Raw genomic sequence first — 18,153 nt, forward strand, 5'->3', positions numbered from 1 at the left:
TCATGTTAAATCCTTTTTCTGCCAGATCGAATACTTCCGACTGAACTGTGCTCTTCGCAAGTCTTGCAAATCTCCCTGAATAACATTGTCTTCATTACTTAAGCGCCCAAGTCGCCATCCTCGCTGCCCTGCTACATTAGCCGCTAACAGCAGACCAATGGCCAATGAATCCGATAAGGGTTCACTTGCCGGTGTGGCATACTCACGGTCCAGCTCCGTTGCTTCACAATCAACACTCTTTTCAGAATCGCTAGCGGTTGACAGCCAAGACCTATCTTGCGCTGGCCGTTCATTCATCATAGCCACTGGAATTATGGCATCATCTGGCGCGACAGGAACTGCAGGTTTCTGCTCTTCGACTGGTACGCTAACAGGTGTAGATGTATGACCCGATCCTCTTCGTTGCTCAACTCCAAGCAGTGGAAGATTCCGCAAAAACTCTTGCAGCTCTTGATCAGACAAGCGGGAAAGCTCTTCGCCATTCAACAATGGCGTTAAACGCAAGGCCGTATCAATACGCAGTGGCTCAGCGTCAGAGTCCCCAGAGTCCCCAAAGTCTATAAAGATGTCATCATCCTCTTCTTGCGCTATATCCGTATTAACACCATAGATGCTAAACAGGCTAGAAGATATAACTTCACGGTTAGTCGGGTCAGAAACAATCAATAAAGAGGTGAAGTCTGCGGAATCCTGAATACGCGCATAGTTACCGATAATGACATCGGTGATTAAACTACCATCGAAATAATCAAAGCCACTACCACCGACCATAATGTCAAACCCGTCTCCGCCTGACAGAATGTCACTGGCGCCAAAGGTAGGTAAGGTAGACTGGAAATCCCTCAGCCCTGAATTCGCTATTGTAATATTAACAAAGTCACCAAAGATGGCATCCTCGCCCTCCTCGCCACGAATCGAATCAGAACCGGCACCACCAAGCCCAATATCATTACCAGCACCCAGATTAACAATGTCGTTCCCGCCTAAATTCGCATCGACATCATTTCTGATTAATACGGCAGGCTCTGAGGTAAAGTTATAATTCAGGACACCGGTATCGGCAATCACAATGTCGTTATCTGCGCCAGAGTTGATAACATCACTGCCCAAGCCGCTAAAGATAATGTCATCGCCAGCATCCGTGTTGATATGGTCTTCACCATCGCCCTCGTTGCTAGTCACAATCCTTTGTAGTCGGCCCGTTTCAAATAGCACCTCACCGGTATCGCCTAGAACGACATCGTCACCGATACCCGTGACAACGCTATCCGCCCCGGGACCAGCCAGAATAACGTTATCACCATCTCCGCTTTGAATAGTGTCAGCACCACCGATTGAGGTTTTCGCTGACGTTACTCGCGTAATAACATTATCAACATAGATCAACTCACCGGCATCACCCAAGATCACATCCACACCATCGCCGGTGGTCACTCTATCGGAGTTGAAGCCGCCGATCACGCGGTTACTGCCATCCCCTGCATCAATGGTATCTAAGCCGGTGGTTGTCTCATCGACATCCGTCGACAGCAAACGTACCACCACCCCATCAACATACTCAATCAGGCCATTATCGCCGAAGATATCATCATCACCGGCACCCGCCGTGACTCGGTCATTACCCTGACCGGCCAGAACAGTATTGTTACCGCCTGTGGTGATAATGACATCATCACCGCCATTGGTAATGCCGGTAGTCTGAATCGTCTGGATCACGCCATCGTTTCCGATAACGATTTCACCGTTATCGCCTATAATACGGTCATGGCCAACACTCGTCTCGACAAAGTCTGCGCCTTGACCGCCCATCACAATATTATTACCTGAGAGACTTCCCACGCGGATATCGTCATCACCCCCCTGAGCGCTACTTGAGCGAACCAAGGTAACAACACCGGCACTAATGGCGCTAACATCGATATAGTCGATTGCGCCTAAGTCACCCAGCACAATATTATCGCCGCTCATATCAGTGACAACGTCGCCACCTAAACCGGCCATAATGCGATCGTCGCCTTCACCACCATCGATCGTATCGCTGCCATCAGCACTGAGGTCATCGCTGGTAATCAATGAAAGGTCATCCAACTCACTGGCGAGCAAATCATTGCCTGCAGCGTTTTGTGCCGAGCCATTTTCACCAAAGATAATGTCGTTACCGCTGTCACCCAAGATGACATCGTCACCCGCATTACCTCTGATAATATCGTCTTCAGAACCGCCTATTATTCTGTCGTTACCCTCGTCACCCTCTAATGTATCGCGTCCCGCATTACCGTAAACGATATCGTTACCTTCATTCGCGTAAATGCGATCATCACCTTCATTGCCATACAGAATGTCATCGCCTCGGCTACCGAAAACTAAGTCATTATCTTCGTTACCATATACACGGATGGCCATCGTAGCGGCACCCGCATAAACGTTATCGTCACCCTTGTTACCAAAGATATCTAAACGGCGAGCTTCACTGTCACTAAGTGACGCCAACGCTGTATGAGCTGGATTCGACAGGTTATCGCTAGCTGTTACCGTAATAATATCGTCACCATCATTACCATATAGAGAGGTTGCGCTAACACCTTCAACATACACGCTGTTAACCAAGATTTGATCGGCACCTTTGCCGGCCCAGATCACTAAGTCGTTATTATAATTACCGTTGGTCGCAGTATAGGTAATATCGCCTAAAGCCATGCCGCTAAGACGTTCACGACTCAAGCTCACGTTATCAGCATCAACATCATCAAAATCACTGATATACAGCGCGTTTTCATCACTTCCCGCATCAATATTCAACAAGCCATTAATACCATCCAAAGTACCATGGGCATCAGACTGATTGGTCAAGTCTGCGTTAGCATTGCTGGTAACGTAGATAGAGTCTTCACCCGCAAAAGTGTTAATGCTGGTTTCTGTGTTTTGATGGGACGATTGAACATTGACGATATCACTGCCACTGCCTAAATTAATATCCAGCTGGCTAATATTGTAATAGTTGATGCCATCCATGCGTTTCTCAACGGTAGCATCACCAACAACGCTCGTAATTTCAACATCCGCATAGGCACCTCGGAACTGAATCAGCCATTCATTACCAACTCGAATAACTGAAATATTGTCGGTGTACGGCAAGTAATCCTGTTGATCCGACAAGTCATCGTTTACAACCGAGACGGGCTTGTTATTCGGATTCAGTACTGGCCTTAACACTTCAATAATTTCCGCCTGAGTGGCCGTAACAGAGATTGATGCGGTTAATTGACCCAGAATTTCTAACTGATAAGCGCCTGAGGCTGCTGGGGTTACTGTTTGAATCAGTCCAGTTTGAGCGGTTAACGAGCTTTCTCTGACGGTACTGGTTTTAACCTCTACGGTCGCATCAGCTGCCGCATTCAATCCCGCTATATCGGTAATGGCCAACGGTGAAATAGGCTCACCGGCCAATTCACCACCGAAGGTGATAGTGAAGGTATAACCATTCACAATATCCTGTCGTTCAACCACTAAGCCTGGACCTGCACTGAAGTGCGTTTTCAAAGCCGCCAATAACGTCGCTTCGTCTAGATCGGGAATACTAATAGCTACACCATCAATATCGAGAATATAACTTCCCGATACGGCGCGTATGTAGAGTAATTGAATTTCCGCCAACGATGGCATATCCAAACCGGTGATGCTGTCATCAGTAACTAGTACGTCGTTACTATCAACATCACCCGTATCATTTACGATCAGTTGGTTATCACCTTCTCCACCATCGACCACTAACAATGCCGCGATCTCATCCGCTAATTGTTGCTGGCTACCTACGGTAATAACATCGTCTCCTTCACCGGTTCTAAGTGTCAAAGCACCCGCCACTGTTTCAACGCTAATTTGATCATCGCCTCCACGAGTATCAATTGTTGTACTACCTATATGAGTAGACTGAATCGTCAAATCATCAACACTGTCGCCCAATTCAATCGACAGCGTTTCAATATTGGCATAACGAATTCCGCCGGGAATCTCTTCATCACCCAGCCTGATGTTATCTCCCATACCAAAGCCAGTGATCGTATCCGCCGTTAAGGTACCACTTTCTGCTGCGGGGCTAGCGCTGTTATACAAATTAAGCACATCAACTTGAGTGACTTCAGTCACCCGTGTATTCATATTGACTGGGTTGATGTAATAGTCACGCGTCATTGGTGCAATACCATTTGGCCAGTCTCCCACTAAGGTTAAGGTTTGACCATTTTGCGCTGCGATCTCCATGGTGACCTTTTCACCACTAGCATTATCAACCATAACCAATTCAAACAGCCCATTCTCAATGTCTAAATTAAAACCAGGATTGTGTGTAGATGAGTCTTTATCCCAATATTCAGCAGCTATGTCAGTCACTACAATATGGCCGCCAACATTATCGATCGATGCGAGCGTACCTTCAATTTTGTACCAGTTGTTTTCTTCCGGTAATAGCAATGGGTTATTTAGGGTTTGAGCGGCGCTATCCGCCAAGCCACCATCGATAGAGATCGGCCCGCGAATGCTATTAAGACGCTCGCCTAACGGAGCAAATACTTGGGCATCACCGCCATCAATAATGTCGTCATCGGCCGCTGACAAGGTAATCGTTTGAATATCATCCCAAGCTACTTGGCCGGCACCGGGCGTACCACCTACAAAGGTAATACTCGATGTGTCTGTGCCTACCTGAACCTGATTATGCTCGGCCGTTTTACCGTCTTCGAAGGCGTAATTACTATGATAAGTCCGTGTTTCAATACCGGCAAAATCAACGGTAACTAAATCCGGCACCAGCAAGCCCGTGACTGGATCAAGCACCATAGGTGCACCCGACAAGACCACTTGATAAGAGTCATCTTGCCAGCTTTCATTAGCGTAGCCATCCACACCGCTCATCAGATAACTCACTTCGAAACGATCACCTGCGCTCAACACTAGATTGGACTTGAGATTATAGGTATCGGTTAGCGCGTCATAGCTTTCGATAATGGCTGTCTGACCTGCGTTATCACCCGACGTCACCGTCAATAACATGCCATCCATCTTCACATAATTACTATCGGTGGCATGACCCTCGAGCGAAATATTCAGCTTATAGTTCTCTGTCATACCTTCTAGGTAGGTATTTGAATAACTATTACCGTTAGTGGTTACCGATGTATTGCTAGTGGTATTAAATAACGATCGCTCCAGCGTAGTAATTTCCGTGCGCACATTCACATCACTGGTATAGGTAACCGAATAACCCACTTCAACTCGATAAGTGCCTTTATTAGCAAACAGGAACTCCAACATAGGGTCTCCCTGACTGCTGCTGCCGTTGTCCGCCAGCCAGCTAAAGTCTTTATCAAAGGTCATCTCTGTGCCATTAACAGCGCCAGACGTCATATCAAACACTTTCATGTACGGCAAATAGGATTGCGTAGAGGTCACCCGTGTTTCTACTACACGCTTGGTCTCTGTGACAGTCGTAAAAATATTACCTGAAGATGAAAATGACTCACTTTGATAGACGTTAGTCGAACTGTTACTAAAAGAAGAACCGTAATCGATATCGAACAAGCCCTGAACCTGAGTCTTACGTCCATTTGAAACAAGGGCGTCATCGACCGTATCAATCAACACCCGATTGCCGATGGTTGTTACAGTGCTACTCAGGCCTGCAGCATGAAGCAGGTCCATCAAACCGGTAGCAACCTTGTCATTAATCGACTCAGGCGCATCAATATCACTTTGGCTCACGAGATACGTATAAGTGATGCCATTAACCGTAATCGACCAAGCATCACCCACCGCGGGTAGAGCATCATCAGTAAGATCTAACGCATAGGTATCCCAACGATCTCTATCGTCGACCTGTGGACCCTGTAGAACTTCGATATTTTCAATACTCAAGCTCGCAGAGACGCGGCTCTCATCATCGGCAACAAATACTAAGGCACCCGTATCGACGGTTACCGTAATCCCAGCTAAACCATTGGTCAGTGCTGTCGCTACACCCGCTAATCCACCAGCCGCTCCAGCAATGCCATAAATGGTCGACAATGAAGCGCCGCTGTATGAGACATCATCACCGTTACTATCCTTAACCGTTACTGTCCAAACATCACTACTGCTATGGCTGTAACCAGAATCGATAGTTAAAGCCTGAGAATAAACCGTCACATTAACGGTGCTTTGAGACGCTTCAGTATCTTCAGTCACCATCGCGTTCAACGTCAAATCTGGGCTGGCACCATTATCTCGGGTTATCATCAGTGTATTACTCGAGGCTTCATAATGAGCAACATAATCACCTGCGGTCAGCTGTGTAGCGAGATCCGCACCAACAATGTCCACATCGGTAGCTGAAACATTACTGGCCACCGCGCTAGCGCCCGACAATACGCGCCAGTTTTCAGCAGTAAGGGTGCTATCCAGCACCAGTTTTTGTTGATGTACTTCCTGTGAAGTAGAGAAACGCGCATCGGATGTCGTCATGCCGTTGCCATCCGAGCGTTTCACGACAAAGGATGTATTACCACTGGTATAGGTAATGCTGTAGTTACCATTTAACTTACTATCCAGTTGTGCTTGAATATTGTCCGTGATTTCAGCCAATGTTGGCGCATTAGCGGCATCGGTATAGCTACTCGTGTACTCAGCCGTTTCTCCATCGACAGTAACAGACCAAGTACGATTGTTGGCAACACCTGTGTCGATAGTGAACTTACGCTCAATTAACTGGGTTGAGCCCGCATCAACAGAGCGATCATCAACCACGCGAACGCTGACCGCTTTGCTGGCATCGTCCGTCACGGTGAGGGTTTTGCTAGCATCGTCGTATTTAATACGATAATCAGTACCTAGCACATCCTTAACCGCGCCAACTAAACCAGCGCCTACGGTATTGAGGTTGTTAGCACCGGACGATTTATCAAAGGTGTAATCCTGACCATCTATGGTGACTATCCAATCCTGTCCATTTTCCACACCAAATGATGGCGCTTTTAGCACGACATTGGTTTCTTGCAAAGAGATCGAGGTTTGATCAGCGGCATAAGCCGTCTCATGGATAATAGACAGCTTAAAGCCGTTTTCGATATTCGTTATCACTACATCGTCGGCAGAACTCCCAATAGCTGCGGTAAAGAAGCTATCCAAGCCGTTCAGTTGAGTTAACAATGAGGCAGCCAGGTCAGCACCACTGGTGCCCATCGCCTCAACATCATAAGTCACACCAGAAACAGTCACATGCCACTGGTCTCCCACTTTAACCGACGCTGGGAAGTTTATACCCGCAGAGGTGTACCAACCGCTTTTACTGCCTAAGTTGGAGTCGTCCGCATGAACCGAGCCCGCGGGGCTGAACAACATATCATCCGTGACTTCGAAGAGGTAACTATCCGCTTTATAGGAGCCACCACCTTCAATGGTGATGTGTGACATCGAATCATTAATGACACCGCCTACGTCGGCATTACCAATGAGAATGTTAGGATCGGTATACCAGCCCTTATTGTCACTCCCCGTACCACTAACGCCATCAATATCACTGATAAGCTGACCGCCGACGCCATTAGCAAAACCCGTTTCATTCTCTATTTCGAGTAAAGGTGACTGGCTGAAATCGAACTCCGTAGTGACCTGCTGCGGCAGGCTGAGATGCAATTTATAATCAGCACCTTCAGGTACACCTTCCCATGCTGGATTGGTATTGCTGATATTGCCTTCAACCTCGACAAAATAGGTGCCCGCTTCGGTAATCTTGTAATTAATGTAACTGTTGTTGATATAGTTCGCCGGCAACACCGACGTTTTACCCTGTGCCAACGTCAATAGGTTAGTTCTACTCTGCCAATAAACACTATCACCGGAGGCATAATCGGAATCTACCTCGGCCCAGAAATCAATTCCAGCAGAACCTGCGTTATCAATCATTGGCTGGGTAACGGTGAATTGGAAATAATCTTTCGAGCCATCACCCCGACCATTAACGGTAATGTGCGGCGCAGCTATAGAATGGGCAATCGTCGGATCGGTAGCGGTTGTCCAACGGGCGGCACTTAAATCCTGAGCTGATTTGACGGTGTCGTTGCCTTGCAGCTCGTCCACTTCCGCCAAACCAAAACTCGCCTGCACCGAAAGCCCCGTACTATCAACCAGCACCATGCCTTCACCGAGAACACCCTCAGCATCGGTTTCTGTCACCTGCGCACGACCATTCTCTTGAATAATCAGCAACGTGGGTGATTCATCATCCGCAATAGTCACGTCGACCACACCCATCGCCAGACCGTTGTAGTACGGATCAGCACTGCTCACGGTATGACTCAAGCGACCATAATGAATACCTTCAACATCCGTATCATCGATGGCGGTGAAGGTAACCGTTTGCGCCTCACTCCAATTGCCGGGCGTAAATGTCAACTCAGTAACATCGGTGGCTAACTGACCATCGCTCGCAATGGTAATCGTCACATTGTCAGACGGTTGATGGCTTAACATCACCTCATAGCTATCACTGCGCAAAGCGGCTACCGCTTCAGCAACCAACGGTTCACTACTACTCTTAGCGATTAAGATGGTTGGCGATACCGAGCGCACATCGAGGCTGCCCATGACCTGCCCACTAAAGAAGGCATCATCGGTAATCACTAAGTGAGAAATCAGACCATCCGGTGCACCGCCACTAGCATCACTGTAGGCGACCACTTGTGGCCCCCAATCTGCTGCAGTAAAGGTTAACGTTGTTTTATCCGTCTCCATTGAGTCTGGCGTTTCGATCTCTATCACAACGTCCGCCGTAGGCGCTTGCGATAACGCGACCTCATAACGATTATTGCTCATTAAGGTCACGGCAACATCGGGGTTGGCATCAATCACTTTATGGGATGTTAAATCATCATCCACCACTTCTGCTGTAATCTGCCCCACCAGAATACGATCATACTCATCGCCATCCTGATCAGTATCACCCTCTTTCACCGAATGGCGGATCACGATATTACGGACACCTTCAGCCAGATCATCATCGGGCGCGGTGACCGTCACCAACTGTGGAATAAACCAATTGGTACGATCGAACAATAGCGTGGTGGTGTCTTCGCTACCATTCAAGGCAACGCCTTTACCACCCTGTTTTAATTCCAGTTCTGTCGCCAAAACGGCACTGGCAGTCACCCGTACAACATCCTGCGGTGCTCGGGTCAAAACCACTTCATAGGTGTTATTGGTTTTATTGCGATCGGCTAAAACAACGCCGACGGTTTTCTCGTATGTACGTATTGATGAACCGACGGGACGAACAATAACGCCGGCTTCATCATCGTCCATCACATCGACAGAGATGGTTTGGGTCAATGCCTGAAAGCGAGTATCGCCCGTGGTTAAGGTGTGTTCCAACAAGCCACTATGGCCTTGTAGATCATCCGCCACCACGGTAATCGACTCACCGTCATTACCGCCAGCGGTATTAAAGGTGTCGCTGCCTAAGCCACCGATCAGGTTCAGATCGAGGTTTTCACTGGTACTATATACATAGAAGTTATCATTACCTTCCATGCCATTAATAATTAACCGCTCAATGCCCTCAAAACCAATAAAGCGACCCGCTCCAAAAACGCCCTGTTCGGTAATGACATAATCATCACCAAACTCAGTCCCCAGAATAGTCACGGTATCTAAACCATCGCCGCCACGTATATTAACCGGCGCATTCATCGCGTAGTTGATGAAGTCAGCGCCCTGACCACCATTAATATTGGTAACCGGCGCGTTTTCATCATCGGGATCAACCAGTACGAAACTGCGAACTAAGAAAGTATCGTTATCTTCATCACCGTTGAGATCAACAGAAGCGACATTGCGATAGACAATAAAGTTGTCCTCGCCAATACCGCCATTAAGAGACGTATCATAGCTAATACCATTACTGATATAGCCCTGCGTTACCAAGGTTGTATCAAAATAATCCTCAGGCGCCAGACCAGATTCAACATTATTTCTAGCCGAATTAAATACTTGACCCACTTGGAAGGTATCGTCACCGGCATCGCCATAAACCGACATCTTCGCAGTGGTGTCATCAAAGGTGAAGCTGTCATGTCCATCACGACCATAGACATTGATTTCATCATTACTATCGATGTTGTAATTAACACGTTGAATAGGCGCACCGATCAGTGGGTTGCCATCGGCATCCACCTCTAGTGCAAAAATAGTATCCGGACGGAATAAAAAGTTATCCGCTTGGTCAGTACCCTGAATTGCGACCCGATCAAAACCGGTATCAGCCGCATCGTCATCAATACTAATAACTGACTCACCTTCACCGGCTAGGCCAATGTAATACCAATCGGAGCCCGCTTCGCCGCGTAAGACGAGTTCACCAGCAATACCATTCAAATTGGTTTGCAAATCAGTAGCGTTGTAATTAACCCGAATCGTATCGTTATCGGCTCCCGCATTGACTTCAGCGTATGTGCCGGTATCAGACAGGGTGATGAAGTCATTACCCTCACCCGAGTTCAATTGAATATTCTCCGCACCCGCGGCTGAAACAAAAAGCTTGTCGTCACCAGCACCGGTATTCACCGTAATGTCCGTTGCGTGATGCAGGCTTTCAACCGAGACCTTATCAACAATAACCTGACTGTTGTCATTGGCATCATCGGCATTCAGGTTAAGTACTATGTCTTCTACACCGACCATGCGGACGGCATACTCCCCTAAGCCTTGCAGCGTATCGAAAGCGACAACATTCTCAACGGCGCCTTTACCGGTAACAAACTCATCGGTGACCACCAGCGTTTCGTTGATCGTCATGATTATTTCTACCGACTCGGCCAAATAGAAGCCATAGTCGTCTTGCACAGCATTGATATTTATCTCGTGATCCACGGCAGTGCCATTGATATCACGGGTAATGATTAAGCCATCCAGCAACGGTGCTTCTACGTCAGTACGCAGAGCCTGCCCACCATCAAGGGTTTCGATTAAATGCGTAACGTTGGCATCGTTGAAGTCAAGATCGCCCAAGGCACCCTGGCCAACAGCAATAGCGTAATCCTTCCAGTTATCCGCGGTGAGATACACGCCGTCATCTAATTGATTGCTCGCCGCCACATCATTGGCACTGCTATCCTGATTAAAGCGACGTAGCGCAACCGCTTCCAGAATTTCTTCGTGCTGAGCACCAACCCCGTAGTAGGAATAGCTGTAATAAGAATGATCCAGATTATCCACGATCTCTGCATACTGATTATTAAGCAGAATATCTTTACCCCGGGTCGCATCGGTATTACCCACCGTACCACTAACCCAATTGACCCCTTCGATTCCTGAAGTATCTCCAACAGTGTAATGAATCGCCAGTACTTCACGGGTATCAATCTCACGGACAACGTTATAGTTGGTTTTACCGACTGTACTATCCGCCTGCGGGCCATCCCCATAACCATTATCATTACGTGTTAGTGCTTGCACATCATCAGCGTTAGGGTCTAAACGGCGAACATACTCGCCCAACGACGCATTCCAATCATAAGCAGCATCCCAGGTTTCGTTATCCCAAATATTCTGAGAATATTCATAACTCGTTGATCGTATTGAGGTATCCAGTTGAGTCTGCTTATACACTCTAAGCGCAGAGTCAGAGGCGATGTCATAAACTCGACCACCCGGCAAACTGCCATCTTTCAATTGCGCACGGACACCGGACAGATCAAGATAGCTTCTCAAGCCTTCAAGGCGAGCCACAACATCGCTCTTCAGACTAGAAGAAGATATTTCATCCAGCATCGGGTCAATCAGCAAAGCATCCAATACATCGAGAGAGAAATCATAGGTGCTAATCAGGTTTTCACCCATTAGCTGCAGACCGCGCTTCACAAACCCATCTAAGCGATCAATAAAGGTCGTATCCGAGACAACGGGATTGGTGTTAGCCAATGCCGTGACAGCCGCCTGCAATGGGTTGAGGTACTCGAGTGCGGTAAACTCCTCAACCAACAAGTCTTTCGACAAGGTAACGCTGGCTTCGGCAACATCACCATTGAGTAGGTCATCCAGAACACCGACTTGGGTGTCGTTATGAGCGCGGATTAAAGCACTCTTCAAATCATCCGGCGTAAAGCCGGTACCATCGGTCAATTCTGCTAATTTGGTGAGATTAAAATCAAAATCAACCGTTTCTAATGCTTGTTTCTCTAGGGTTATATCCAAACCCGCGTTATCTCGCGCGTTAACGGTCACCGTATCAGTACCAGCACCACCCACAACTCGAACCAAGCCAGCAATACGCGACATATCGTAGTTTTCAGGCAATATCTTAAGTACGCTACGCTCAGGTAAATTATCAAATTTATACGCGGCAGTACCGGTCACCTCATCGGCGCTATAATCTTGCACGACGTTAATAGTCGTATCGCTTTCCTTCTTCGCCTCAACATCATAAAACAGCGAAATCATATCCCAGAACATATCTTTGCCAGGGGTTGTCCCTGCTACACCGATACGATCGTTTGAAGCGTACTTCTCTTCGCCGACACCCGTCACCCCCTCCCAAGCCGTGGTATAGGTATAGTGATGCGTGCCAAAGAACCAGTAACTCGCCTGATGATAAACCGGCACATTACGCGTATATAGATCCGTCAAATACAGATCGGGGTCATAGCCCCAGTTATCAATCTCTGGGTCGTTATTAGATGAGCCTAAACGAACTCCATCACTTTGAATAATACTGCCGGTGACTGTCTGGCCTATTACCCAGTTTAAGTAGGTGCCGAAGAAAACATCATCCAGCGTGTTATTACCGGCATTGATCGACCCCGTATCAGCGAGACTATTGAGCAGGTCAAAATCAATTTCATCCGGCAACGCTGGCGCGATCGCATGCCCCAATTCGCTAACTTTGACATCTTCGATCGGCGCGTAACTGGCGAAGTAATTTTCCCAATCGCCATCAGAGAAATTTTGTCCCCATTCTTGACCCGTAAAGTTCAACGCTTCTTCGAGCAAATTGGTATTTAGCACATAAGCATCAACGGCTGCGGTATTGTCCTGACGAACAGTGAATGTCCAGGAATCGAAGTTTTTCCTTTCGAGGCTAGACAAGCTGACGCCATTCACCGGGTAGTAGCGAGCCCGTTCAACACCCTGAGCGAAGAGCTTTAAAGCAACGGTTAAGTTAGCCTCAAATAACCGCCAATGGGCCTCATCAATAACAGGATTGGCATCTGCCTTCACCCATTTTTGGAAGAATGCTTCCCATGCGGCAGCATCAAAACTGTTTTCCCGCTTCGAAAAGACAACTTCATTATTAGTCACACTTTGCGCATCCAGTACGTCTTGCAACACATCCTGCTCAACCGTGTAAGTCGCATTGGATTCAGGATAGATAACTTCAAAGGTGTCTGCTGCACCACCGTAATTGATGTGGTCATCACCAGAACCCAAACTCAATAACAGTGTGATATCGGCATTCAAGCCATAGAGGTTAATAACATCCTCACCTGCCCCGGTGAGCAAAGCTAATCGCTCAATGCCGCTAACACCTTCAATTTTAAGGCCTGCACCATAGATGTACTGCTTATCGTTTTCGTCAGTGAAAATATTAAACTCATCACCCTGACGTGTGCCCGATAGAATCAACGTATCGAAACCAGAACCACCATAAATAGACACACGATTATTCTGCACGTAGTTAATCATGGTGTCTTTTTCATCTTCGGCAGTGAGATTATTCTCATCGCCTGCGCCAGCAACAATACCGCCACCGCCGGTGTCATTTACCACACTTGAAGCCGATACCCCACTTTGTAAATGGGATTTCAGGAAGAAGGTATCGTCATCCGCTTCACCGTATAAGGACAGCTGACCAATATTATGGTTAACCTCAAAATAGTCGTCGCCGATACCGCCATAAAAGAAGCTATTGTCATTAACACCGGCGGTAATACCATTCAGCCCCTTGACCACCTCAATTAACTCGCCATGGCCATCATCAACAAAATGCGTGTCAATAACCCGTCCGATTAAGAAGTTATCATCACCTTCATCACCAGAAACATTCAGAGAAGCCATCGTGCCATCGACAACGAAGGTATCGTTACCGCCGCCACCATGCACCAACACAGTACCTAGACCATCAGTGTAATAAACCCGTTGATAGAACTCTGGATCTGCCATTGAGATTGAGGGTGTCGTACTGGCAATCGCATCCGCAATATCAACCGGTTTGTTGATCAGCGCGGCATTGTTCGATTGCAATACATAGAAATTGCCTTGGATATCTTGCGTCGCATCGTTAATGCTGACATACCAAGGATCGCGGCTAGTCCCCGTACCTTTTATGTTCAGCTCTCTGATGACATTCTCACCGCTCGCTGGGTCGATGAGCGACAACAGCGCCGCTTTAATAGCAGCTGCATCATCGGTGCTACTTAATAAGTCGGTTGTGAAACCATCGTAACTCAAGGTATAGCTGCCGGTTTGGCCCGGTAATATACTGTAAACCTGAATCTCATTATCTTTGCGCTCGAACATAGCATCGATATCGGGCTTACCCGCTAGCAACGTATCACCCGTGCCATCTTCGGCCAAACGCTCGACAAATGAGCGAATAACAGAGACCGAAGCCGCCGCGGCATCCGACACCTCAAAACGCATGAATTTTTCTTCTGACGTTTGCGGTGCGGTTATCAGCTCGATCATCAGCGCATCGCCGCCCACCTCGGCCACGCGAGCCGTGATACCCGCATTCGCCAATGTAGTTTGTAGGCTGCTGGCCGTATCAGTGGTAAGGACATTGATGCTTATATTGTCATAGCTAAGCACAAAATCGCTCAACGCATCGGCTATTGAATCTCTCGCTCTCTCTAACAGTTGATACTGAGTATCGACATCTAGGTGGAACAGATCATCCGCATCATCGGCACCGCGAATTTCTAACGTATCGCTCTCAGTGGCCCCCGTGCCACTGTCCATGATATGAACGTTTGACTGATCATCGACAACCCCACTCAGGGTCGTCACATAGCTATCGGAACCAAAGCCACCGTCGAAATAGGCGCCTTTGGTAAAATCTAAAACGCCGTAGTTATTGCTGCTCGCCCCGCCGTATATTTCAAACTGCTCAAACACGCCAACGCTGGTTTCATCTTCATACACAGCAACGTCTTCTGTCGGATCAAGCAATGATTGCTGCTGGCCTGTTACCTTGAATGAATCATCCGACAAGCTGAAGTTCAAATCACGTTGTTCTATCAAGGTGTCAATGTCATTATCATCAAGATCGACATCTTCAAAGATATCGGTACCACGGCCACCCGTAATAACATCATTGCCCTCACCGCCATTGATACGATCGTTATATTGACTCCCGATTAAACGATCATCTCCGTCACCACCGCTGAGGCCAAGGTTATCCACCGCACGGGACAGTATGACCGAATCAGAATTAATAGTGTTGCCCAGAATATTCTCTTCATTTGGACTAAAGCCGGCAATAATGAAATCGTCACCGCCCAAGGCATTAATATTAATGGTGTCGAATTTATCGGTGGTATCCGCTTCATCCGCTTTGCGATCGATGCCGCGAATCGTGATCGTTACTTGACGTTCGCTGAGGTTATCCGCTTCGGTTAAATCAACCCGACGGTGAACAACCTGCACAGTATCGGTATTTTTCTGCAGGATAGGATCGAGGCTCGCATCAACAAGACCGGTGTCTTGCAGCTCGTGACCGACCGTAAAGTAATCTCGGATACTGGCATCATCGCCACCTTCAATTAACACGCTATCGTTAGCGTTATCGGTATTGTAGGTAGGATCTTCAAACCAATCAGTGCCTCCGTCCAGTACAGCTTCACCACCACCGTCAGGGATCGACCACGTTGGCTTCTCAATCATACGGGGTACATTTTGCTCAATGGTCTGGAACGATGATAAATATCCCTCAGCCGTGCCTGTCGATGAGTTAAGCGGTAACACGGCGTAATCACCGGCACCATCGAGCTCAATGTTCCAGTTACCTGCAGTGTCCACCCGCTCGATAACTTTGTAGCTGGATGAAATATTATCAATCAGTGCCTGTACACCTGGACCGCTGAAATCATAGGTTTGAGTGATCGGTGTCTGTGATGAGAACCCGTTTAACTCAATAGTAAACATCGTATTTCGGCTTAAACCATCACCAGCAACAATGATCTGCGTCGCCACACCCAATTGATCAACAGCACTCCAAGCACCAAACTGAGCTTCGAGATCCGTAACAACCGCATTCGCGGCCGCAGTCATTGCAACGCTATCTCCTGCGGCTTTAGCTGCGTTCAGCGCGGTCAAATCAACCGTAATTGAAGCATAGTCTGGGTGAGTAAAGGTTGTGCTGGAAACACCCAAAGGCAGCGTCATTTGGACATTAATGTCCTGCGCTACCGTTAACTTATCAATTAAACCGCCCCCTGCAGGGTTGACCATAATGGCCTGACTCGCGGCATTGACAAGCTCTATCCTGAAAACGCTAGTTTCATCATAAACAACGACATTTATGCCAGCGTTAATCAAAGCCGTTTGCAAACCCGCCGCCGTTAGATCGGCGGCCTTTAGTTCAACACTAAAATCACCGTAATACAGATAAGTCCCGGCAACAACATCTGCCTTATCGATGTATTGCTGCTGTTTGTTATCAGCCGTATTTACATCCGCTTTAACTTCCATATTCTGGATATTAATAAAGCGTTCGAATACATAGTTAGCACCGCTATTCTGGTCTGCATCAATGATGGCAACGGTCCATGGGTCATTTTCAATACCCGTACCACCGACCCAAACATCGGTAATGGTATCAAGCGTTTCAAGATACAACTCCACTTCAAGCGCGCTCATATCACGCTGTAAGACTACCGACTCGCCGTTGTAGGAGAAATAAGCATGATCCTGCCAGTCTTCCAGATACAACGTTTGTGTCGCAGCAACGCCGTTGCTCAAATCTCGTGAGAACGCAGTTGAAGCCTGAATGACCGAACTGTTCAATGTGTATTGGTCGGAACGTAACTGCAGATATGAACCATCATCCGACCGTTCTGCTTGCAAGAAAGTAACCTGCCAGGGATCGGAAACCGCGCCTGTTCCTGTGACATGCACGTCATCAATTGAATCAAATTTCTCTAACGTCGTTTCTATCGCTGCAGCGCTCAACACACTGAGATCAATCGCTTTATCACCATACCAAAGCGAAACAGGGCCGCCAGCCAACGTGAGGTTCTGAACCCGCCCAGCATTTTCCAACACCTGTGACTCAATACTGGCTTGATCAACAACCGCAACAGACGAGATTTCAGCCAACTTCATCACGTCATAAGAGATATTACTCGCATCCAGAGGCGAGAACGTCATCGTCCAGTCAGGGTCACCCAAACCATCGACCGCTTGAACAACCGCCACCGTTGATGCCCTTAGAGCATCTATGCCATCAAATGCAGCCAAAATATCGGCCTCGCTCATACTGCGATTCAATAACACTTTCTCTGTACCGTACCAGACCATCGCTGTGTCAGTACTAAAGTTGAGTTTCTGCTCACCATTAGTGAAACTGTACACCGCATCTGCGGGATCGCTAACGCCGTCAACATAGCTTGGGTTTTCTAACGTTGTAGTACTAGCCGGAACTACCAATGCATCAGCGATATGCTCTGATACAGTCAGGCTCAAACCAAAGAAGTCACCCTGCCCATCCGTGGCAGCATCCAATAATTGTACAACCCACTGACCGGGCTCAGAACCCGAGACCGCTTTAACCGCACTAATATCGGGATGGTTTAGCAGTGCTGCTTCGATGGCGTTAGCCGTGGCTTGTGCTAATGTCACCGTTTCTGAGGCTTGCAGATCTAAGGAGATCGCTACCGTCTGACTGTTATAGGCGAATTCAGCGGCAAAAGCATTGGCGGGAATAGTGAGCGCCTGACGATCATTAGCTGGGAAAACCACATGGTCAGTCAGCGTCGAAGATATCGCCGTTTGTGTGCTGACGCCAGAGACACTGTCCACTAACTCAAAATTCAAGAGACTATAGTTACCATCAGCATCAGTAATAGCATCCAGTATTTGGACAACCCAACTGCCGGCAGTATCACCCTCAGTCACGACCACATCATCAAT

Annotated in this window: 1 protein-coding gene (only partly in view); it reads right to left on the reverse strand. The window is 47.7% G+C overall.

The features are described from left to right. On the reverse strand, positions 1–18,153 hold the final stretch of the coding sequence (locus tag EH243_RS06190) for a DUF4347 domain-containing protein (RefSeq protein WP_164549056.1). Its footprint extends 19,641 nt past the window's final position; only the last 18,153 of its 37,794 coding nucleotides appear in the window; its start codon lies beyond the right edge, outside the window — the gene reads right to left on this strand; it ends in the stop codon at positions 1–3.

The organism is Amphritea opalescens, from assembly GCF_003957515.1.
Lineage (GTDB): Bacteria > Pseudomonadota > Gammaproteobacteria > Pseudomonadales > Balneatricaceae > Amphritea > Amphritea opalescens.